We start from the raw sequence: 20,209 nt of genomic DNA, 5'->3' as shown, positions 1-20,209 counted from the left end.
GAGTGGCGAGTGACACGCATCGCCGCAGGCCGGAGAGCATTCGATTTTCGCAAGCGTTTGTTCCTAAAATGGATGGCGACGGCGACGACCACGCGGAAGGGGAGGCCATGACGACCAGCACGGACCATCTCGACGCACCCGGTCGCACCGAGGCGACGGGACGCCCCGCAGCATCGGGCGTCGAGGCGCCCGAGCCCCATCGCGACACACGGGACCGCCTCGTCGAGGCGATCACCACCCACGGCCCGATCACGGCCCGCGCGCTCGCGGAGCGCTTCGGGCTCACCAGCGCCGCGGTCCGTCGCCATCTCGCCGCTCTCGAATCCGACGGCGTGATCGTCGAGCACGACGTCCCCGTCCCGCAGCGCGGGCGCGGACGCCCCAGCAAGTCGTTCGTCATCGCCGTCGCACCGCGCAGCGAGGACCGGGAGGGCGACGACCTCGCCCTGCTGGCCATCGACCAGCTCGCCCGCCTCGGCGGACGGGAGGCCGTCGAGTCCCTCGCCGAGCTGCGCGTCGCCCCCTGGGGACAGGAGTTCTCCGCGCGCCTGGCGGCGGCGGAGGCGACGTCCGGCCCCCTGGACGCGTCGGCGAGGACCGAGCTGCTGGCCGAGCTCCTCAGCGAGCTCGGCTACGCCACCACCGTGCGACCCCTCACGGTGAACGTCCCGGAGGCTCCGTCCCGGCGCGGCGCGCGCCCGCGCACCGTCGTCACCGCACAGCTGTGCCAGGGCCACTGCCCTGTCCAGGACCTCGCCGCGGAGCATCCCGAGCTCTGCGACATCGAGACCCGCGCGATCTCGCGGATGCTGGGCGTCCCCGTCCAGCGTCTGGCCACGCTCGCAGGCGGCGCCCACGCCTGCACGACCCATATCCCGCTCACGGAGGGAAGGACCTCATGACGAGTGCACCCGAGCAGCTCAGCCAGGACGAGATCATCTCGTCCATCGGCAACTACGCCTATGGCTGGCACGATCAGGACTCCGCGGGCGCCTCGGCGCGCCGCGGACTGTCGGAGGACGTCGTCCGCGACATCTCCGCGAAGAAGGACGAGCCGGAGTGGATGCTGCAGCGCCGCCTGAAGGCGCTCGCGCTGTTCGACAAGAAGCCCATGCCCACGTGGGGCGCGGACCTGTCGGGCATCGACTTCGACAACATCAAGTACTTCGTGCGCTCCACGGAGAAGCAGGCCGCCACCTGGGAGGAGCTGCCCGCGGAGATCCGCGAGACCTACGACCGCCTGGGCATCCCCGAGGCCGAGAAGCAGCGTCTCGTGGCCGGCGTCGCCGCGCAGTACGAGTCCGAGGTCGTCTACCACCAGATCCGCGAGGACCTCGAGGCCCAGGGCGTGATCTTCCTGGACACCGACACCGGCCTCAAGGAGCACCCGGAGATCTTCGAGGAGTACTTCGGCTCCGTCATCCCCGCCGGCGACAACAAGTTCTCCGCGCTGAACACCGCGGTGTGGTCCGGCGGCTCCTTCGTGTACGTCCCCAAGGGCGTCCACGTCGAGATCCCGCTGCAGGCGTACTTCCGGATCAACACCGAGAACATGGGCCAGTTCGAGCGGACGCTGATCATCGCCGACGAGGGCTCCTACGTGCACTACGTCGAAGGCTGCACCGCGCCGATCTACAAGAGCGACTCGCTGCACTCCGCGGTCGTCGAGATCGTCGTCAAGAAGAACGCCCGCGTGCGCTACACGACCATCCAGAACTGGTCGAACAACGTGTACAACCTCGTCACCAAGCGCACCACCGTCGAAGAGGGCGGGACGATGGAGTGGGTCGACGGCAACATCGGCTCCAAGGTGACCATGAAGTACCCGGCCGTGTGGCTGATGGGCGAGCACGCCCGCGGCGAGACCCTCTCGATCGCCTTCGCGGGCGAGGGCCAGCACCAGGACACCGGCTCGAAGATGGTGCACATGGCGCCCCGCACGTCGAGCTCGATCGTGTCCAAGTCGGTCTCGCGCGGCGGCGGCCGCTCGTCCTACCGCGGCCTCGTGCAGGTCATGCCGGGCGCGGAGCACTCGGCCTCGACCGTGCTGTGCGACGCGCTGCTGGTGGACACGATCTCCCGCACCGACACCTACCCCTACGTCGACGTCCGCGTCGACGACGTCCAGATGGGCCACGAGGCCACCGTCTCCAAGGTCTCCGAGGAGCAGCTCTTCTACCTGATGAGCCGCGGCATGGAGGAGACCGAGGCCATGGCCATGATCGTGCGCGGGTTCATCGAGCCCATCGCGCGCGAGCTGCCCATGGAGTACGCCCTCGAGCTGAACCGCCTGATCGAGCTGCAGATGGAAGGAGCCGTCGGCTGATGACGACGTCCGACATGACCGACGTAACCGGTGCCGAGAGCGCGGGCGATCCCCGCGCCAACGAGGCCGCCGGGGGAGCGGCGGGCGTCGCGCCCGTCCCCGCACAGCAGGAGCTGAGCGAGGCGGCCGCGGACGGCCCCGTGACCGACCACTCCGGCGCCGAGCTGGAGTCCGAGGGCATCGCCCTGCCGGGCGACGGCGCGAAGGCCGAGAAGACCACGCGCGCCCACCGCCCGCGGTCCTTCGAGGTCTCCGACTTCGAGCGCCCCACCTCCAAGCAGGAGGAATGGCGCTTCACCCCGCTGCGCGTGCTCGCGCCCCTGTTCGAGGACGCCGAGACCGACGTGCGCGGCGAGGACGACCATCCCGTCACCTACGACGTGGACACGCCCGAGGGCGTCGAGGCGAGCACGCTCGCCCCGGGGGAGGCCCCGCGCGGCACCGCCCTCGTGCCCGAGGACATCGTCTCCGCCGTCGCCTCCGCGCGCTGCGCCGACGCCCTGCACCTGCGGGCCGGGCGGAACGCGGAGATCGCCGAGCCCGCCCGCGTGACCATCACCGGGCAGGGCGCCGAGCGCCGCGGCAACGCGCACATCGTGCTCGAGACCGAGGAGTCCGCGGTCGCGACCTACGTGCTCGACCACCGCGGCAGCGCGCAGATGGCCGAGAACGTCGAGCTGATCGTCGGCGCCAACTCCTCGATGACCGTGATCGCCCTGCAGGACTGGGACGATGACGCGCTGCACATCACCACCCACCACGCGAAGCTGGGCCGCGACGCGCGCCTCAAGCACATCGTGGTCTCGCTCGGCGGGCGCGCGGTGCGCGTGGACGTGATCGGCGAGCTCGTCGAGCCGGGCGCGGAGATCGAGAACCTGGGCCTGTACTTCGCGGACGCGGACCAGTACCTCGAGCACCGCCTGTTCGTGGATCACGCGGCCCCGCGCTGCACCTCGAACTCGACGTACAAGGGCGCGCTGCAGGGCAAGGGCGCGCGCTCCGTGTGGGTCGGCGACGTGCTGATCCGCAAGGAGGCCGAGGGCACGAACACCTACGAGCTCAACCGCAACCTCGTGCTCACCGACGGCGCCCGTGCGGACTCTGTCCCCAACCTGGAGATCGAGACGGGGGAGATCGAGGGCGCCGGCCACGCCGCCGCCACCGGTCGCTTCGACGACGAGCAGCTGTTCTACCTGCGCGCCCGCGGCATCCCCGAGCTGGAGGCGCGGCGCCTGGTGGTCCGCGGCTTCTTCGCCGAGCTGATCCAGCAGATCGACGTCCCGGAGATCCGCGAGCACCTCACGGCGTCCATCGAGACCGAGCTCGAGCGGAGCATGAACTGACCATGGGCTCCTTCGTCCCCGTCGCCTCCCTCGCGGACCTCGCCCCCGGCGCGGTCCTCGGGGTCGAGGTCGACGGCCTCGAGATCGCGCTCGCGCGCGACAGCGACGGGGACGTGCACGCCCTGGGCGACGTCTGCTCCCACGCCGAGGTGCCCCTGTCCGACGGAGACGTCGAGGACGGGGCCCTGGAGTGCTGGAAGCACGGCAGCCAGTTCGACCTGCGCACCGGACGCCCGCGGCAGCTGCCTGCGACGGCGCCCGTCCCCGTGTACCCGGTCCAGGTGGACCCGGTCACCGGAACCATCGGCGTGGACCTCTCCGCGCCCGTCACCCCCTGACTCACACCCCCAGCAAGGAGCACGAAGACATGTCGATCCTCGAGATCAAGGACCTCCACGCGACCGTGGAGACGCCCGAGGGCACCAAGGAGATCCTCAAGGGCGTCGATCTGACCATCAAGGGCGGCGAGACCCACGCGATCATGGGCCCCAACGGCTCGGGCAAGTCCACCCTCGCGTACTCGATCGCCGGACACCCCAAGTACGAGATCACCGGCGGCAGCGTGATGCTCGACGGCGAGGACGTCCTGGAGATGAGCGTCGACGAGCGCGCCCGCGCGGGCCTGTTCCTCGCGATGCAGTACCCCGTCGAGGTCCCCGGCGTGACCGTCTCGAACTTCCTGCGCACCGCCAAGACCGCGGTGTCCGGGCAGGCGCCGGCCCTGCGCACCTGGGTCAAGGACGTGAAGTCCGCGATGGCCGATCTCAAGATGGACGAGGCGTTCGCAGACCGCAACGTGAACGAGGGATTCTCCGGCGGGGAGAAGAAGCGCCACGAGATCCTGCAGATGGAGCTGCTGAAGCCCTCCATCGCGATCCTCGACGAGACCGACTCGGGCCTGGACGTCGACGCGCTGCGCATCGTCTCCGAGGGCGTGAACCGCGCCAAGGCGAACACGGACCTGGGCGTCATGCTCATCACGCACTACACGCGGATCCTCAACTACATCAAGCCCGACTTCGTGCACGTGTTCGTCGACGGCCGCGTCGCCGAGCAGGGCGGCCCCGAGCTCGCCGAGCGCCTCGAGGCCGAGGGGTACGAGCGCTTCCTGGCGGGTGCCGAGTGACCGCCGAGGAGAGCGCCGCGGAGAGCGCCGCGATCCCGGCCGACGGCGCTGTCGAGGCGGCCGACGCGCACGTGACCGAGGAGCAGGTCATCGAGGCCATGAAGGACGTGATCGACCCCGAGCTCGGGATCAACGTCGTGGACCTCGGGCTGGTCTACGGCGTGAAGGTCGATCAGGGCGAGGCGGTCATCGACATGACGCTGACGTCCGCGGCCTGCCCGCTCACCGACGTGCTCGAGGAGCAGACGTTCGCGGCGCTCGACCCGATCACCGAGTCCCACCGCATCAACTGGGTGTGGATGCCGCCGTGGGGCATGGAGATGATCACCGAGGACGGCCGCGACCAGCTGCGGGCGATCGGCTTCAACCTGTGACCGTCTGAGACGGAACGCAGGACGAGGGGAGGGCGGCACCGGGGACCGGTGCCGCCCTCGCTTCGAACTTCTTCTGCCAGGCGAACAGGCTGTCGTGGACATGTGCGGCACCAGAGGTGACGAAGGCCTCGGGCGATTGGCCTGTAGGTCCTGGGGCGCGGGATGGGCGTGAGGCATGATATTCCCGAGGGCGCTCTCTGCGCCGTTGCGCCCGCGGGAGACCGGGGGGGGGCAGAGTTTGCAAAAGGCGGAACCCATGAGTGTCGACCATATTCAGAAGCCGGAGGGAGCACCTTCTTCGGCTCCGACTCGCCGCGCGATCACCAAGGGCGCGCTGTGGGCCATGCCCGCTGCCGCCGCGTCCTACGCGGCACCGGCGTACGCGGCGAGCTGCAACCCGGTGTCGACGATCACTGAGTGGGCAGGAGCCAACTACAAGCAGGCGTCGTCGACGTCAGGCACGTACACCGTCCCGGATCCTGACGGAGCGGGCCGCGGAACGGGGATGACCGTAAAGGTGTCCTCCGCCTTCGGCACAAATACCCAGGCCGGTAACCAGCTGAAGACGAGGGACGACAATCTCCGGGGCATTTCGACGTCCCGTGGGGGGTTCTCGAACACCCTGGCGCTGCACCAGTCGCCGATCAAAGACCACCTGAAGACCGAAACTGCGACGCCCGCCAACTCCCAGACGGTGACGTTCACCTTCTCCAAGCCCGTCACGGGGCTGAGCTTCACGATCGCCGACATCGATTCGGCGGCAAGGGACTTCAGAGACTAGGTCACAGTCTCCGGCGTCGTGGTGTCGACCCCGACCAACAGCCTCTACGTCCAGTCCAGCGGAGGAACCGCCACCTCCATCAGTACGAACACCCGCATCGACGAGGCCAGCAGCGATGCGGGCAACGCCAAGTTCACCGTCTCTGGCACGGTCACGTCGATCACGATCACGTACTACAACACCACCTCCGCCTCGTCCTCGTCCATCGACGGGGACCAGGGCGTGTACATCTCCCCGCTCGCCTTCACGTACAACCCCTGCTGAGCACCCCCGAGCGCGCCGCCGAGCGCCCTGGAGCCCGCCGCTCCAGGGCGCTCGCGCGTGCGGCCGCTCACATCCGCGCCCGCTGCGGGGGATCTCCCGTGCCCCGCGCGGCGACCGGCCGTAGACTCGAGCGGCCTTTTGACCCTCCACCCGCACCGGGAGCGCGCCTGTGATCACCGTCCATGACCTCGAGATCCGCGTCGGGGCGCGCCTGCTCATGTCCGACGTGAGATTCCAGGTGGGAGACGGCGACCGCGTGGGGCTCGTCGGCCGCAACGGCGCCGGCAAGACCACGCTCACGAAGGTCCTCTCCGGGACGCTGCAGCCGGCCGCCGGCAGCGTCGATCTGCGCGGCGAGCTGGGCTACCTGCCCCAGGACACGCACTCGGGCGACCCCGAGCAGAGCGTGCTGGCCCGCATCCTCTCCGCCCGCGGCCTGGACGAGCTGATGGAGCGCCTGCGCCGGGCCGAGCACGAGATGGCGGACATGAGCATCTCGGACGCCCAGCGCGAGAAGGCGATGAACCGCTGGTCGCGCCTGGACGCCGAGCTCGACACCAAGGGCGGGTACGCCGCCGAGTCCGAGGCCAAGCGCATGGCCGCGAACCTCGGTCTGCCCGACCGCATCCTCACGCAGGAGCTGAAGACGCTCTCCGGCGGCCAGCGCCGCCGCGTGGAGCTCGCCCGCATCCTGTTCTCCCAGGCCACCACCCTCATCCTCGATGAGCCGACGAACCATCTCGACGCCGACTCGGTCGTCTGGCTGCGCGAGTACCTGCAGGGCTTCAAGGGCGGGATCATCGTCATCTCCCACGACGTGCAGCTCGTGGAGCAGGTGGTCAACACCGTGTTCTACCTCGATGCCAACCGGCAGGTCATCGACATCTACAACATGGGCTGGAAGCAGTACCTCCAGGCGCGCGAGGACGACGAGAAGCGCCGCAAGCGCGAGCGCGCGAACGCGGAGAAGAAGGCCACCGCGCTCACGACGCAGGCGGAGAAGATGCGCGCCAAGGCCACCAAGGCCGTCGCCGCCCAGAACATGCTCAAGCGCGCCGAGCGGCTCATGAGCTCGGTGGAGGAGGAGCGCCAGGTCGACCGCGTGGCCTCCCTGCGCTTCCCCAAGCCCGCCCCCTGCGGGAAGACCCCGCTCATGGCCGAGGACCTCTCGAAGTCCTACGGCAGCCTCGAGATCTTCACCGGCGTGGACCTCGCGATCGACCGCGGCAGCCGCGTCGTGATCCTCGGGCTCAACGGAGCGGGCAAGACCACGCTGCTGCGGATCCTCGCCGGGGTCGACGACCCCGATACCGGCGGCGTCATCCCCGGCCACGGGCTGCGCATCGGCTACTACGCCCAGGAGCACGAGACCCTCGACGACTCCCGCACGGTGCTCGAGAACATGATGACCGCGGCCCGCGACATGCCCGAGGTCGAGGCCCGCAAGATCCTCGGCTCCTTCCTCTTCACCGGCGACGACGTGCACAAGCCCGCCGGGGTCCTTTCCGGCGGCGAGAAGACCCGGCTCGCGCTCGCGGCCCTCGTCGTCTCCGGCGCGAACGTGCTGCTGCTGGACGAGCCCACCAACAACCTCGATCCGGCCTCGCGCGCCGAGATCCTCGGGGCGCTCGCCTCCTTCGAGGGCGCGGTCGTGCTCGTCTCGCACGACCCCGGCGCCGTTCGGGCGCTCTCGCCCGAGCGCGTGCTGGTGATGCCCGATGCGGTCGAGGATCTCTGGAACGCGTCCTACGAGGAGCTCATCCAGCTCGCCTGATCCCGAGCAGCCGGGGGCCTCCTGCTGCCACGCATGCGTGAGGCTGTGAAGCGCGGTACAGCGCGCCTGCGCTGTAGAGCGCGCCGGCTCCTCTAGGGTGAGCGCATGTTCGCGATCACCTACGACCAGCGCGGCTCCACGAAGAACGGCGACCGCATCCCCGAGCTGCTCGCGGCGCTCGAGCGCGTCCCGACCCGCTGCGCCGCCGAGCGCACCCGCGGCGATGAGGCCCAGGTGCTCGTCGACCGCGCCGACGCGGCCCTCGACGCCGTCCGCGCGGCCGCTGAGCTGGGCCAGTGGAGCATCGGCCTGGGCATCGGCGCCGTCGAGACGCCCCTGCCCACCAGCGTGCGCGAGGCCCGCGGCCCCGCGCTGCGCGCCTCGAGCGAAGCCCTCGAGGAGGCCCGTCGCACCAGTCAGGTGCCGATCGTCGTGCGCGCCGCCGACACCCGCCACGAGGGGACCGCCGCCGACGCCCAGGCCGTGCTGCGCCTCATCGGCTGGATGAACCGCACCCGCAACACGGGTCAGTGGCGCACCGTCCGCGCCCTCCGCGAGGACCCGTCGCGGACCCAGGCGCAGATCGCCGAGCACCTCGGCGTGACCCAGCAGACCGTCTCGCGCTCGCTCAAGACGAGCGGCTGGCGGGAGGAGAGCGCCGCCGACTCCCTCGTGCAGCGGCTGCTCGCGATGATCGACCTCACGAGCTGAGCGCGACCCGTCGGCCCGTGGCGAGGGCGCGAGCGCTGTATCGTAAGGGGCCGTGCACCGGGTCCGTCGGGCCCTGCAGCCCCACCCGGAACGGCGCCGCACCACCGAGCGCGCACCGACAGCCCCGCGCGAGAAGCGCGCACCCACGAGGAGAGCCATGGCGACGACGAACGACCTCAAGAACGGAATGATCCTGAACCTCGAGGGTCAGCTCTGGAGCGTCACGGAGTTCCAGCACGTCAAGCCGGGCAAGGGCCCCGCCTTCGTGCGCACCAAGCTCAAGAACGTCCTGTCGGGCAAGACCATCGACAAGACCTTCAACGCCGGCCTCAAGGTCGAGACCGCCACGGTCGACCGCCGCGACATGCAGTACTCCTACATGGACGGCGACATGTACGTCTTCATGGACACCTCCACCTGGGAGCAGACGAGCGTCACCGAGGCCGTCGTCGGCGACGCCAAGGACTACCTCCTGGAGGGCCAGGACGTCATCCTCGCCTTCCACGAGGGCACCGTCCTGTACGTCGAGCTGCCCGCCAGCGTGGTCCTCGAGATCTCCTTCACCGAGCCCGGCCTGCAGGGCGACCGCTCCTCCGGCGGCACCAAGCCCGCCACGCTCGAGACCGGCAAGGAGATCCAGGTCCCGCTGTTCCTCGAGCAGGGCACCAAGGTCAAGGTCGACACCCGCAGCGGCGACTACCTCGGTCGCGCCTGACCGTGTCCGAGCCCCGCACCCCGGATCCGCTGAACCTCCCCATCCCCGGTCGGGAGGGGGAGGAGGTCGAGCTCCTGCGGACCTACCCCGCCAACACCAAGCGCCTGTCCTCCCGCACCCGTGAGCGCGTCCGCGCGCTCGACGTCGTGTACGAGGCGGACGCCCGCGGCGCCGCCGTCCTCGACGTCCTCGACGAGCGCCGCGTGCGCACGGCCGCGCAGACCCCGCTCCCGGAGCGCTCCGCCGCCCTGGTGCGACTGCAGGCCGAGCACGCCGCCGAGATCGACGAGCAGCTCGAGACCCACAGCCGCGACTGGCCGCTGCGGCGCATGCCCGCCGTCGACCGGGCCCTGCTGCGCGTCGGCGCCGCGGAGATCCTCTTCGACACCCCGGCCGATCAGGTCGGCCCGGTGATCGGCGAATGGACCTCCGTCGCCCGGGAGCTCTCGACCGAGGACTCCCCGCGCTTCGTCAACGCCCTCCTGCAGCGTCTCGCCGACATGAAGGACCTGCTGGCCTGAGCCCGCGAGGGCCTAGACTGCACCACCGACGGACCCCCCGCCCTTTAACGACACGTCCCGTGAGGCGTGGAAGGGAGACAGCTCCATGACCGACGCGACCACCGTGCTGGGCCCCGACGAGATCCGGCGCGCGCTGACCCGCATCGCCTACGAGATCATCGAGTCCGGCCACGGCGCCGACGACGTCCTCCTGCTGGGGATCCCGCACCGCGGCGTCCCCCTGGCCGAGCGCCTCGCCCGCAGCATCTGCGAGGCCGAGGGCAAGGACCGCGGCCCCGCCGAGATCCAGGGGCAGCTCGACATCACCCTGTTCCGCGACGACCTGCGCGCCCACCCCACGCGCGAGCCCCAGCGGACCGTGATCCCGCGCGGCGGCGTCGACGGCCGCACCGTCGTGCTGGTGGACGACGTCCTCTACTCCGGGCGCACGATCCGCGCGGCCCTCGACGCCCTCGCCGCGATCGGCCGCCCCGCCGCCGTGCGCCTGGCCGTCCTCGTCGACCGCGGCCACCGCGAGCTGCCGATCCGCGCCGACCACGTCGGCAAGAACCTCCCCACGTCCCGCTCCGAGCGCGTCTCCGTGCACCTGACGGAGACCGACGGCGAGGACGCCGTGCGCATCGTCCGACCGGCCGGCGCGAGCGGGGGTGGCGCCCGATGAAGCACTTCATCTCCATCGCCGACCTCTCGCGGGCAGAGGCGATCTCCGTCCTCGACACCGCCGAGCACATGGCCGAGACGCAGTCGCGGTCCATCCGCAAGCTCCCCACCCTGGTGGGCACCACGGTCGTGAACCTCTTCATGGAGGACTCGACCCGCACCCGCATCAGCTTCGAGGCCGCCGCCAAGCGGCTCTCCGCGGACGTCATCAACTTCTCCGCCAAGGGCTCGAGCCTGTCCAAGGGGGAGTCCCTCAAGGACACGGCGCTCACGCTGCAGGCGATGGGCGCGGACGCGGTCGTCGTCCGCTCGTCCTCCTCCGGCGCCGCCCACCTGCTCGCCCACGCCGGCTGGATCGACCAGCCGATCGTCAACGCGGGCGACGGCGCGCACGAGCACCCCACCCAGGCGATGCTCGACGCTTTCACCCTCCGCCGCCACCTGGTCGGGGAGGACCGCCTCGGCGCCGACCTCGCCGGTCGGCGCATCGTGATCGTGGGCGACGTGCTCCACTCCCGAGTGGCCCGCTCGAACGTGCTGCTGCTGACGCTGCTGGGCGCGGAGGTCACGCTCGTGGCCCCGCCCGCGCTCGTCCCCGTCGGCGCGGACATCTGGCCGTGCGAGGTGCTGTACGACCTCGACGATGCCCTGGCCGCCCAGCCCGACGCCGTCATGATGCTCCGCGTCCAGCGCGAGCGGATGATCGGCGGGGGCTTCTTCCCCACGCCCGGGGAGTACTCGCGCCGCTTCGCCCTCACGACGGACCGCGCCGCCCGCCTGCCCGAGCACACGATCGTGCTGCACCCCGGGCCCATGAACCGCGGCTTCGAGATCGCCGGCGACGTCGCCGACGGACGGCGCAGCGTCATCACCGAGCAGGTCGCCAACGGCGTGAGCGTCCGCATGGCCGTCCTGTACCACCTGCTGGCATCGACCTCCGAGGAGACCTGAGCATGAGCGCACTGATCATCCGCGGAGCGAGGCCGTACGGGGAGGACGCGGCGGACGTGCTGGTCGCAGGCGGCGTGATCGCCGCGATCGGCGCCGACCTCGAGGCGCCCGAGGACGCCGAGGTCGTCGAGGCCGACGGCTGCATCCTGCTGCCCGGGCTGGTCGATCTCCACACCCACCTGCGCGAGCCCGGCGGCGAGGAGGCCGAGACCGTCGAGACCGGCACGCGGGCCGCCGCGCTCGGCGGCTTCACCGCCGTCCACGCGATGGCCAACACCGACCCCGTCGCGGACACCGCGGGCGTGGTCGAGCAGGTCCACGCGCGCGGCGAGGAGGCCGGATGGTGCGACGTCCGCCCGATCGGCGCCGTGACCGTGGGCCTGGGCGGGCAGTCCCTGGCCCCGCTCGACGCCATGGCCGCCTCCCGCGCCCGCGTGCGGGTGTTCAGCGACGACGGCAAGTGCGTGCACGACCCGGTGCTGATGCGCCGGGCGCTCGAGTACGTCAAGACCTTCGACGGCGTGATCGCCCAGCACGCCCAGGACCCGCGCCTGACCGAGGGCTCCCAGATGCACGAGGGCGTCGTCTCCGCCCAGCTCGGCCTCGCCGGCTGGCCCGCGGTCGCCGAGGAGTCGATCATCGCGCGCGACGTGCTGCTGGCCGAGCACGTCGGCTCCCGCCTGCACGTGTGCCACCTGTCCACCGCCGGCAGCGTCGAGATCGTCCGCTGGGCCAAGCAGCGCGGGGTGGACGTGACGGCCGAGGTCACGCCCCACCACCTGCTGCTGACGGACGAGCGCGCCCGCGGCTACGACGCGACCTTCAAGGTCAACCCGCCGCTGCGCACCGAGGCCGACGTCGAGGCCGTGCGCGCGGGCCTGGCCGACGGGACGATCGACATCGTCGCCACCGACCATGCCCCGCATCCGCGCGACGCGAAGGACCGCGAGTGGGACGTCGCCGCGTTCGGCATGACGGGCCTGGAGACGGCGCTGCCGGTGCTGCAGGCGACCATGGTCGACACCGGGCGCCTGAGCTGGCGCGACGTCGCGCGCGTGCTGTCCGAGACCCCCTCGGCGATCGCCCGGGACGAGCAGCAGGGCAGGCCCCTGGCCGTGGGGGAGCCCGCGAACCTCCTGGTGTGGGACCCGCGCCCGACCTCCGTCGTCGTCCCCGAGGAGCAGGCGACGCGCTCGACGAACTCGCCCTACCGCGGGCAGGAGCTGCCGGGCCGCAACGTCCTCACGCTGCTGCGCGGCCGACCCACCGTCCGCGACGGGGAGCCGGTGGCGCGGGCGTGAGGTACCTGCCGCCCGTCCTCGCCCTGCTCGCCCTGTTCGTCCTGATCCTGCTGGCGATGCTCGTCGGCTGGCGCCGCCGCGCCCGGCGCCAGGAGGCCCTGGGGGAGCCGTACGTCCCGATCGCCGGGGGCAGAGCGCTCACCGGCACCCTGCTGGGGCGCGGCGTCTACGTCACCACGACCCTCGCCGCCCAGTCCCTCGAGCGCGTCACGGCGCACGGCCTCGGACCGCGCTCCCGCGCGACCGTCTCGGACCTGGACGACGCCGGGACCCCGCTCCTCGAGATCGGCCGCGAGGGCGCCGAGGACCTGCTCATCCCCTGGGACGCCGTCGCCTCCGTGCACACCTCCGGCGGCATGATCGGCAAGTGGATGGGCGGTGAGGCGCTGGCCGTGGTGCGCTGGCGCCTCGGCGAGACCCTCGTGGACACCGGCCTCCGCTTCGACGACGCCTCCGGCCAGGACGCCCTGCTGGCCCGCGCCGCCCAGCTCGGCGTCCCTCACGATCCCGATCCGCCCGCAGCCCCCGTGCCCCTGCCGCCCGCGCCGCCGCACGGACACGGCACCGCCCCCGACCCGACCCGCTCCGAGACCGAGGAGAACGCATGAGCCCCGCACCCGAACGCCCCGCTGTCGGGGGTGCGCCCGCCCGCCGCGGCGCCCCCGAGCCCGCGGTCCTGCTGCTCGAGGACGGCACCCTCTTCGAGGGCGACGCCTACGGCGCCCGCGGCGAGCGCCTGGGCGAGGTCGTCTTCGCCACCGGCATGACCGGCTACCAGGAGACGCTTACCGACCCGTCCTACGCGGGGCAGATCGTCGTGCAGACCGCCCCGCACATCGGCAACACCGGCGCGAACGCGACCGACATGGAGTCCGGCCGCGTATGGGTGCGCGGCTACGCCGTCCGCGACGCCTCCCGACGCGCCTCGAACTGGCGCAGCGAGCAGAGCCTCGACGACCTCCTCGCCGACTCCGGCGTCGTGGGGATCAGCGGCATCGACACGCGCCGCCTGACCCGGCACCTGCGCGAGCAGGGCGCGGTGCGCGGCGGCGTCTTCTCCGGCAGCGCCCTCGAGGGCGCGAGCACCGAGGACCTGCTCGAGCGCGTCCGCACGGAGCCGACGATGACCGGGGCCAGCTTCGTCGACGAGGTCACGATCGCCCAGCCGGTCGTCCTCGAGCCCGAGGGGGAGGCCGTCGGCACGGTCGCCGCGATCGACCTCGGGATCAAGGGCGCGACCCCGCGCCACATGGTCGCCCGCGGTCTGCGGGTGCACCTGCTGCCGGCCTCGACCACGTTCGCCGAGCTCAGCACCCTCGAGCCGGATGCCGTGTTCTTCTCCAACGGCCCCGGCGATCCCGCGACGGCCGACGCCCAGGTGGAGCTCCTGCGCTCCGTGCTCGACGCCGGTCTGCCCTACTTCGGCATCTGCTTCGGCAACCAGCTGCTCGGCCGTGCGCTCGGCTTCGGCACCTACAAGCTGCGCTACGGCCACCGCGGCATCAACCAGCCGGTCCTGGACGTCGAGACCGGCAAGGTCGAGATCACCGCCCAGAACCACGGCTTCGCCGTCGACATCCCGATCACCGGCGAGCACACCGCCCCGCACGACGGCGGCCGCTACGGCCGGGTGAAGGTCTCCCACGTCGGCCTGAACGACGACGTGGTCGAGGGCATCCGCTGCCTGGACCTGCCGGCGTACTCCGTGCAGTACCACCCCGAGGCGGCGTCGGGCCCCCACGACGCCTCCTACCTGTTCGACCGTCTGGCGGACCTCGTGCGGGAGCGCCGTGCCGCTGCCGCCGCCACCGCCTTTGACCACGCCCCCGAGGAGAACTGATGCCCCGTCGCGACGACATCTCGTCCGTCCTGGTGATCGGCTCCGGCCCGATCGTCATCGGCCAGGCCTGCGAGTTCGACTACTCGGGCAGCCAGGCCTGCCGCGTGCTGCGCGAGGAGGGCCTGCGCGTCATCCTCGTCAACTCCAACCCGGCCACGATCATGACCGACCCGGAGATCGCGGACGCCACGTACATCGAGCCGATCGACCCCGACGTGATCCGCACGATCATCGCCAAGGAGCGCCCCGACGCGATCCTCCCGACGCTCGGCGGCCAGACCGCCCTGAACGCCGCGATCGCCCTCGACGAGCGCGGGATCCTCGCCGAGTTCGGCGTCGAGATGATCGGCGCGAGCATCGAGGCGATCGACAAGGCCGAGGACCGCCAGCGCTTCAAGTCCGTCGTCGAGGCCGTGGGCGGCGAGAGCGCACGCTCGCAGATCTGCCACACGATGGACGAGTGCCGCGCGGCCGCCGCCGAGCTCGGCTACCCGATGGTGGTGCGCCCCTCCTTCACGATGGGCGGGCTCGGCTCGGGGCTGGCGTACGACGAGGCGGACCTGCGCCGCATCGCGGGCGACGGCCTGCACTACTCGCCCACCACGGAGGTGCTCCTGGAGGAGTCGATCCTGGGGTGGAAGGAGTACGAGCTCGAGCTCATGCGCGACCGCCACGACAACTGCGTGGTCGTCTGTTCGATCGAGAACGTCGACCCCGTGGGCGTCCACACCGGCGACTCCGTGACGGTGGCCCCGGCGATGACCCTGACCGACGTCGAGCTGCAGCGCCTGCGCGACCTCGGCATCGGGATCATCCGCGAGGTCGGCGTCGACACCGGCGGCTGCAACGTGCAGTTCGCCGTGCACCCGGAGACCGGCCGCGTCGTCGTCATCGAGATGAACCCGCGCGTCTCCCGCTCCTCGGCGCTCGCCTCGAAGGCCACGGGCTTCCCGATCGCGAAGATCGCCGCGCGCCTGGCGATCGGCTACACGCTCGACGAGATCCGCAACGACATCACGGGCACGACCCCGGCGAGCTTCGAGCCCGCCCTCGACTACGTGGTCGTGAAGATCCCCCGCTTCGCCTTCGAGAAGTTCCCCGCCGCGGACCCGACGCTGACCACCACGATGAAGAGCGTCGGGGAGGCCATGGCCATCGGGCGCTCGTTCACCGAGGCCCTCGGCAAGGCCCAGCGGTCCCTGGACGTCAGGGGCGCGGTCGTCGACTACTCCGGCGAGGCCCCGGACGACGAGGAGATCACCGAGCGCATCGAGGCCGCGCGGATCCCCACCGACGGCCGCCTCGTGTCGCTCGCCCGGGTCCTGCGCGCCGCGGCCTGCGGTCGCGTGGACGCCGATGCGCTCATCGAGAGGGTCTTCGAGGCCACGGCGATCGACCGCTGGTTCCTCGACCAGATGCTGCTCGTGGCCGAGGTCGCCGAGGACGTGCGCGAGGCCCGCGTGCTCGATGGGCGCCTGATCCGCCGGGCCAAGCGCCACGGCATCTCCGATGACCAGCTGGGCCAGCTGCGCGGCGTCTCCGGCGACGTCATCAAGGGCGTCCGCGAGGCCCTCGGCGTGAACCCCGTGTACAAGACGGTCGACACCTGCGCGGCGGAGTTCGCCGCGCGCACCCCGTACCACTACTCCGCCTACGACGACGAGACCGAGGTCGAGGGCCGTGAGAAGCCGGCCGTGCTGATCCTGGGCTCGGGCCCCAACCGCATCGGCCAGGGCATCGAGTTCGACTACTCGTGCGTCCACGCCGCGCTCGCGCTCTCCCTGCCCGAGGAGGAGGGCGGGCTCGGGTACGAGACCGTGATGATCAACTGCAACCCCGAGACGGTCTCGACCGACTACGACATCGCCGACCGGCTCTACTTCGAGCCGCTCACCTTCGAGGACGTCGTCGAGGTCTACGAGGCCGAGCTCGCGGCCGGCCCGGTCGCGGGCGTCATCGTGCAGCTGGGCGGCCAGACCCCGCTCTCGCTCGCCCGCCGTCTCGAGGAGGCCGGGCTGCCGATCATCGGCACCTCGCCCAAGGCCATCGACGCGGCCGAGGACCGCGGCGCCTTCGGCGCCGTGCTCGCCGAGGCGTCGCTGCCGGCGCCGCCGTACGGCATCGCGTGGGCGCTCACCGACGCGATCGAGGTCGCCCGCGGCGTCGGCTACCCTGTTCTCGTGCGTCCGAGCTACGTGCTCGGCGGCCGCGGCATGGAGATCGTGTACGACGAGGCCGGCCTCATCGACTACGTGGGCCGGAACCTCCCGGCGGGCGGCCGCGCCGAGGCGCCGATCCTCATCGACCGCTTCCTCGACACCGCGACGGAGATCGACGTCGACGCCCTGTTCGACGGCGAGGAGCTGTTCCTCGGCGGGATCATGGAGCATATCGAGGAGGCCGGCATCCACTCCGGCGACTCCGCGTGCACCCTGCCGCCCGTGTCGCTGTCCGACGCGGTCTGCGCCCGCATCCGCGAGTCCACCGAGGCGATCGCCCGCGGCGTCGGCGTCCACGGCCTGCTGAACATCCAGTTCGCCCTGGCCCAGGACACGCTGTACGTGCTCGAGGCCAACCCGCGGGCCTCGCGCACCGTGCCCTTCGTCTCCAAGGCCACGGGCGTTCCGCTCGCGAAGGCCGCCTCCCTCGTCATGGCGGGACGCTCGATCGCCGAGCTGCGCGGCGCCGGTGTGCTCCCTGCCGTCGGGGAGGGCATGGACCTGCCCGACGGCGCGCCGATCGCGGTCAAGGAGGCCGTGCTGCCCTTCAAGCGCTTCCGCACCGCCGGCGGTCGCAGCGTCGACTCCCTGCTCGGCCCCGAGATGCGCTCGACGGGCGAGGTGATGGGGACCGACTCGACGTTCCCGCGGGCCTTCGCGAAGTCGCAGCTCGCGATCGCCGGGCAGGGCCTGCCCACCTCCGGCGCGGTCTTCGTCTCGGTCGCCGACCGCGACAAGCGCTCCGTGGTGCTCCCGGTGGCGCGCCTGGCCGACCTCGGCTTCGAGATCATCGCGACGACGGGCACCGCGCAGGTGCTCGCGCGCTCGGGCGTGCCGTGCACCATCACCCGCAAGGCCTCCGAGGTCGCGGAGGGGGAGACGATCATCGACCGGATCGAGCGCGGCGAGATCGGCCTGGTGCTCAACACGCCCACGGGCTCGGCGGCGCGCCACGACGGCTACGAGATCCGGGCCGCGGCCACGAGCGTCGACGTCCCGATCATCACCACGCTGCAGGAGTTCCAGGCGGCGGTGCAGGCGATCGAGTCCCTCCCGCAGGGTCCGTTCGCGGTGCGCAGCATGCAGGAGCACGGGCAGATGCTCGCCGAGGGCCGCGCGGCGGCCGCGGCCGGGGACGCCGCATGACGGCCGCCGCCCCGAACGCGGATCTCGGCGTGGGCCTCGGCGCGGGCGTCGACGAGCGCTTCGGCGCCCGCCTGCAGGCGGCGGTCGCCGAGCGCGGCCCCGTCGTCGTCGGCGTCGACCCGCACGCCGCGCTGCTGGAGGCGTGGGGGCTGCCCGACACCCCCGAGGGCCTGCGCGTCTTCTCGCGCACCGTGGTGGAGGCGGCGAGCGGTGAGGTCGCGGCGATCAAGCCGCAGTCGGCCTTCTTCGAGCGCCACGGCTCGGCGGGCGTCGCCGTGCTCGAGGAGCTCCTCGGATCAGCCCGCGAGCGCGGCCTGCTGACGATCCTCGACGTCAAGCGCGGGGACATCGGCTCGACGATGGGCGGCTACGCCGACGCGCACCTGCGCGCCGGGGCGCCGCTCGAGGCCGATGCGATCACCGCGAGCCCCTACCTCGGCTACGGCGCCCTGCGGCCCGCGATCGGCCTCGCGGCCGATCACGGCAAGGGCGTCTTCGTCCTCGCGCTGACCTCGAACCCGGACGGGGCGCAGGTCCAGCACGCCCGCGAGGCCGAGGGGACGGCCGTGGCCGCACGCATCATCGCCCTCGCGGAGGCCGACGGCGCCCGTGAGCGCGCGCAGGGCGAGTCCGGCTGGGGGAGCGTCGGCCTCGTCATCGGCGCGACCGTGGGAGATGCCCTCGAGCGCCTGGGCATCGACCTGTCCGCGGGGAGCGCGCCGATCCTCGCCCCGGGCTTCGGCGCCCAGGGGGCGGGGCCCGCCGAACGGGCCGCCGTGTTCGGCGCGGCCGCGGAGCGCGTGCTCGTGAGCGTCTCCCGGGCCCTGCTCGCCGCCGGGCCCGACCCGGACTCGCTCCGCGCTGCCGCCCGCGCCCTGCGGCGCGACTACGCCCTCTGAGCCCGACAGGTCGAGCGGATCCGGCCCGCACGGACGGGGCGGGCGCGCCCGATCGGGAGAAAACGGCCGTTGGTCTCACGCGATGCGGCCGGAACGGGTTATTGTCGTCCCACGCACGCGGGACCGCGACGCGGGCCCGGCCGCATGGACGGATGTCCGCGCTGTCCTGCACCGACGGCAGCACGGAACTCCGGCACTGTTGTCCAGCTCCGACGCACGCCAACCGACGCACGCACCTGATGAACAGCGAGGTATCACCGTGGCCCTCCCTCCTCTCTCTCCCGAGAAGCGCGCCGAGGCGCTCCAGAAGGCCGCCGAGGCCCGACGTGAGCGCGCGGCCATCAAGGCCCGTCTGAAGGACTCCACCGGCCGACGCGGCGAGGAGATCGCCAAGGTCATCAAGGAGGCCGAGTCCAACGAGGTCATCGGGCGCCTCCGCGTGACCGCCCTGCTCGAGTCGCTCCCGGGCGTCGGCAAGGTCAAGGCGCAGCAGATCATGGAGGAGATCGGCATCTCGCCGTCCCGCAAGGTCCGCGGTCTCGGCTCCCACCAGGCCGAGAAGCTCATCGCGCACTTCTCCGAGTGAGCCCCACCTCTCCATCCGCCTCGTCGGCCCCGCGACCCGTCACGGTCCTCGCGGGGCCGACGGCGGTCGGCAAGGGCACGGTCTCGGCCGCGATCCGGCGCCGCTACCCGCAGATCTGGCTGTCCGTCTCCGCGACCACCCGGGCGCCCCGTCCCGGGGAGATCGACGGGGTCCACTACCGCTTCGTCTCCGACAAGGAGTTCACGCGGCTCGTCGAGGACGGCCAGATGCTCGAATGGGCAGTCGTCCACGGCCGCCACCGCTACGGCACCCCGCGCCGCAGCGTCGAGGAGGCCCGGGAGGCCGGGCGCCCCGTGCTGCTCGAGATCGACCTCGCCGGGGCGCGCCAGGTCCGCGAGACCCTGCCCGACGCCTGCTTCGTTTTCCTGGCCCCGCCGGACTGGGACACGCTCGTCGCGCGCCTCGTCGGGCGCGGCACCGAGGGACCCGAGGAGCGGGAGCGCCGCCTCGCGACCGCTCGCCAGGAGCTCGCCGCCGAGTCCGAGTTTGACGTCACGATCGTCAACGACGATCTCGATCGCGCGACCGACGAGCTCGCGCGCGTGATCGGCGTCCTCTGAGCCCACCGCCCGTTCGCGCCTGGCCGCGAGCGCACCGCCGCTCGCCGCGGGTGCGCGATCTCACGCGCCCCGCCCCGCCCGCCCCTCGTGC

General features: G+C 71.9%; 21 protein-coding genes. All 21 read left to right on the top strand.

All coding sequences use genetic code 11. From position 1 onward, the window contains the following. Positions 1-107 precede the first annotated feature (107 nt). The 21 genes from FM110_RS02490 (at position 108) to gmk (ending at position 20,118) form a co-directional block, all read left to right on the top strand. A complete protein-coding gene (locus FM110_RS02490) occupies positions 108-902 on the top strand; it encodes a helix-turn-helix transcriptional regulator (protein WP_087102362.1) in 795 nt (264 codons plus the stop codon). After that, positions 899-2,326 (top strand): Fe-S cluster assembly protein SufB, encoded by a 1,428-nt coding sequence (gene sufB / locus FM110_RS02485; RefSeq protein ID WP_087102342.1) that lies wholly within the window; start codon positions 899-901, stop codon positions 2,324-2,326. The genes FM110_RS02490 and sufB overlap by 4 nt, the downstream gene beginning before the upstream one ends. Continuing rightward, on the top strand, positions 2,326-3,669 hold the full coding sequence (gene sufD, locus FM110_RS02480; protein ID WP_087102340.1) for a Fe-S cluster assembly protein SufD: 1,344 nt from the start codon (positions 2,326-2,328) through the stop codon (positions 3,667-3,669). Before sufB ends, sufD begins: the two co-directional genes overlap by 1 nt. Positions 3,670-3,671: 2 nt before the next feature. Continuing rightward, positions 3,672-4,007, top strand: a complete 336-nt coding sequence (locus FM110_RS02475; protein WP_087102338.1) for a non-heme iron oxygenase ferredoxin subunit — start codon at positions 3,672-3,674, stop codon at positions 4,005-4,007. Positions 4,008-4,036: 29 nt separating this feature from the next. Continuing rightward, positions 4,037-4,795, top strand: a complete 759-nt coding sequence (sufC, locus tag FM110_RS02470; RefSeq protein WP_087102336.1) for a Fe-S cluster assembly ATPase SufC — start codon at positions 4,037-4,039, stop codon at positions 4,793-4,795. Positions 4,796-4,827: 32 nt separating this feature from the next. Beyond that, a complete protein-coding gene (locus FM110_RS02465; protein WP_087102360.1) occupies positions 4,828-5,169 on the top strand; it encodes a metal-sulfur cluster assembly factor in 342 nt (113 codons plus the stop codon). A 256-nt stretch (positions 5,170-5,425) separates the two neighbouring features. After that, positions 5,426-5,950: a hypothetical protein gene (locus FM110_RS13665; protein WP_143276220.1), complete on the top strand. Its 525-nt coding sequence runs from the start codon at positions 5,426-5,428 to the stop codon at positions 5,948-5,950. Positions 5,951-5,968: 18 nt separating this feature from the next. Next, positions 5,969-6,214: a hypothetical protein gene (locus FM110_RS02455; protein ID WP_087102331.1), complete on the top strand. Its 246-nt coding sequence runs from the start codon at positions 5,969-5,971 to the stop codon at positions 6,212-6,214. A gap of 169 nt (positions 6,215-6,383) precedes the next feature. Further along, positions 6,384-7,988: an ABC-F family ATP-binding cassette domain-containing protein gene (locus tag FM110_RS02450; protein WP_087102330.1), complete on the top strand. Its 1,605-nt coding sequence runs from the start codon at positions 6,384-6,386 to the stop codon at positions 7,986-7,988. Positions 7,989-8,093: 105 nt separating this feature from the next. Further along, positions 8,094-8,699, top strand: a complete 606-nt coding sequence (locus FM110_RS02445; protein ID WP_087102328.1) for a MarR family transcriptional regulator — start codon at positions 8,094-8,096, stop codon at positions 8,697-8,699. Between the two features lie 157 nt (positions 8,700-8,856). Then, positions 8,857-9,414, top strand: a complete 558-nt coding sequence (gene efp, locus FM110_RS02440) for an elongation factor P (protein ID WP_087102327.1) — start codon at positions 8,857-8,859, stop codon at positions 9,412-9,414. Positions 9,415-9,416: 2 nt separating this feature from the next. Then, entirely contained in the window at positions 9,417-9,935 is a 519-nt protein-coding gene (gene nusB, locus FM110_RS02435; RefSeq protein WP_234991849.1) for a transcription antitermination factor NusB, read from the top strand. A gap of 85 nt (positions 9,936-10,020) precedes the next feature. Next, a complete protein-coding gene (gene pyrR, locus FM110_RS02430; protein WP_087102326.1) occupies positions 10,021-10,596 on the top strand; it encodes a bifunctional pyr operon transcriptional regulator/uracil phosphoribosyltransferase PyrR in 576 nt (191 codons plus the stop codon). Next, the gene (locus tag FM110_RS02425) at positions 10,593-11,546 is read left to right on the top strand and encodes an aspartate carbamoyltransferase catalytic subunit (protein ID WP_087102324.1); all 954 of its coding nucleotides are present in this window, start codon (positions 10,593-10,595) and stop codon (positions 11,544-11,546) included. The genes pyrR and FM110_RS02425 overlap by 4 nt, the downstream gene beginning before the upstream one ends. A gap of 2 nt (positions 11,547-11,548) precedes the next feature. Continuing rightward, complete coding sequence (locus FM110_RS02420; protein ID WP_087102321.1) at positions 11,549-12,847, top strand: dihydroorotase; 1,299 nt, start codon at positions 11,549-11,551, stop codon at positions 12,845-12,847. After that, positions 12,844-13,455, top strand: coding sequence for a PH-like domain-containing protein (locus tag FM110_RS02415; protein ID WP_200810149.1), 612 nt, complete (start codon positions 12,844-12,846; stop codon positions 13,453-13,455). Before FM110_RS02420 ends, FM110_RS02415 begins: the two co-directional genes overlap by 4 nt. Next, positions 13,452-14,687 (top strand): glutamine-hydrolyzing carbamoyl-phosphate synthase small subunit, encoded by a 1,236-nt coding sequence (carA, locus tag FM110_RS02410; protein ID WP_087102319.1) that lies wholly within the window; start codon positions 13,452-13,454, stop codon positions 14,685-14,687. Before FM110_RS02415 ends, carA begins: the two co-directional genes overlap by 4 nt. After that, the gene (gene carB, locus FM110_RS02405; RefSeq protein WP_087102318.1) at positions 14,687-18,052 is read left to right on the top strand and encodes a carbamoyl-phosphate synthase large subunit; all 3,366 of its coding nucleotides are present in this window, start codon (positions 14,687-14,689) and stop codon (positions 18,050-18,052) included. Before carA ends, carB begins: the two co-directional genes overlap by 1 nt. After that, positions 18,049-18,951 carry an orotidine-5'-phosphate decarboxylase gene (gene pyrF / locus FM110_RS02400; RefSeq protein ID WP_087102316.1) on the top strand — a complete coding sequence of 301 codons (903 nt, stop codon included), beginning with the start codon at positions 18,049-18,051 and terminating at the stop codon, positions 18,949-18,951. Before carB ends, pyrF begins: the two co-directional genes overlap by 4 nt. Before the next feature lie 259 nt (positions 18,952-19,210). Then, positions 19,211-19,537 (top strand): integration host factor, actinobacterial type, encoded by a 327-nt coding sequence (mihF, locus tag FM110_RS02395; protein WP_087102314.1) that lies wholly within the window; start codon positions 19,211-19,213, stop codon positions 19,535-19,537. Beyond that, positions 19,534-20,118 (top strand): guanylate kinase, encoded by a 585-nt coding sequence (gmk, locus tag FM110_RS02390; protein WP_087102312.1) that lies wholly within the window; start codon positions 19,534-19,536, stop codon positions 20,116-20,118. The genes mihF and gmk overlap by 4 nt, the downstream gene beginning before the upstream one ends. Positions 20,119-20,209: the final 91 nt, after the last annotated feature.

The sequence above is a fragment of the Brachybacterium nesterenkovii genome, assembly GCF_900163655.1.
Taxonomy (GTDB): domain Bacteria; phylum Actinomycetota; class Actinomycetes; order Actinomycetales; family Dermabacteraceae; genus Brachybacterium; species Brachybacterium nesterenkovii.
Note: the sequence above shows the minus strand (reverse complement) of the source record. Positions and strands in the feature narration are given on the sequence as shown.

Bases quoted from the DNA above. Each gene is read 5' to 3' on its own strand.
- FM110_RS02490 (WP_087102362.1), top strand. From the start codon at position 108: ATGACGACCAGCACGGACCATCTCGACGCACCCGGTCGCACCGAGGCG.
- sufB (WP_087102342.1), top strand. From the start codon at position 899: ATGACGAGTGCACCCGAGCAGCTCAGCCAGGACGAGATCATCTCGTCC.
- sufD (WP_087102340.1), top strand. From the start codon at position 2,326: ATGACGACGTCCGACATGACCGACGTAACCGGTGCCGAGAGCGCGGGC.
- FM110_RS02475 (WP_087102338.1), top strand. From the start codon at position 3,672: ATGGGCTCCTTCGTCCCCGTCGCCTCCCTCGCGGACCTCGCCCCCGGC.
- sufC (WP_087102336.1), top strand. From the start codon at position 4,037: ATGTCGATCCTCGAGATCAAGGACCTCCACGCGACCGTGGAGACGCCC.
- FM110_RS13665 (WP_143276220.1), top strand. From the start codon at position 5,426: ATGAGTGTCGACCATATTCAGAAGCCGGAGGGAGCACCTTCTTCGGCT.
- FM110_RS02445 (WP_087102328.1), top strand. From the start codon at position 8,094: ATGTTCGCGATCACCTACGACCAGCGCGGCTCCACGAAGAACGGCGAC.
- efp (WP_087102327.1), top strand. From the start codon at position 8,857: ATGGCGACGACGAACGACCTCAAGAACGGAATGATCCTGAACCTCGAG.
- pyrR (WP_087102326.1), top strand. From the start codon at position 10,021: ATGACCGACGCGACCACCGTGCTGGGCCCCGACGAGATCCGGCGCGCG.
- FM110_RS02425 (WP_087102324.1), top strand. From the start codon at position 10,593: ATGAAGCACTTCATCTCCATCGCCGACCTCTCGCGGGCAGAGGCGATC.
- FM110_RS02420 (WP_087102321.1), top strand. From the start codon at position 11,549: ATGAGCGCACTGATCATCCGCGGAGCGAGGCCGTACGGGGAGGACGCG.
- carA (WP_087102319.1), top strand. From the start codon at position 13,452: ATGAGCCCCGCACCCGAACGCCCCGCTGTCGGGGGTGCGCCCGCCCGC.
- carB (WP_087102318.1), top strand. From the start codon at position 14,687: ATGCCCCGTCGCGACGACATCTCGTCCGTCCTGGTGATCGGCTCCGGC.
- pyrF (WP_087102316.1), top strand. From the start codon at position 18,049: ATGACGGCCGCCGCCCCGAACGCGGATCTCGGCGTGGGCCTCGGCGCG.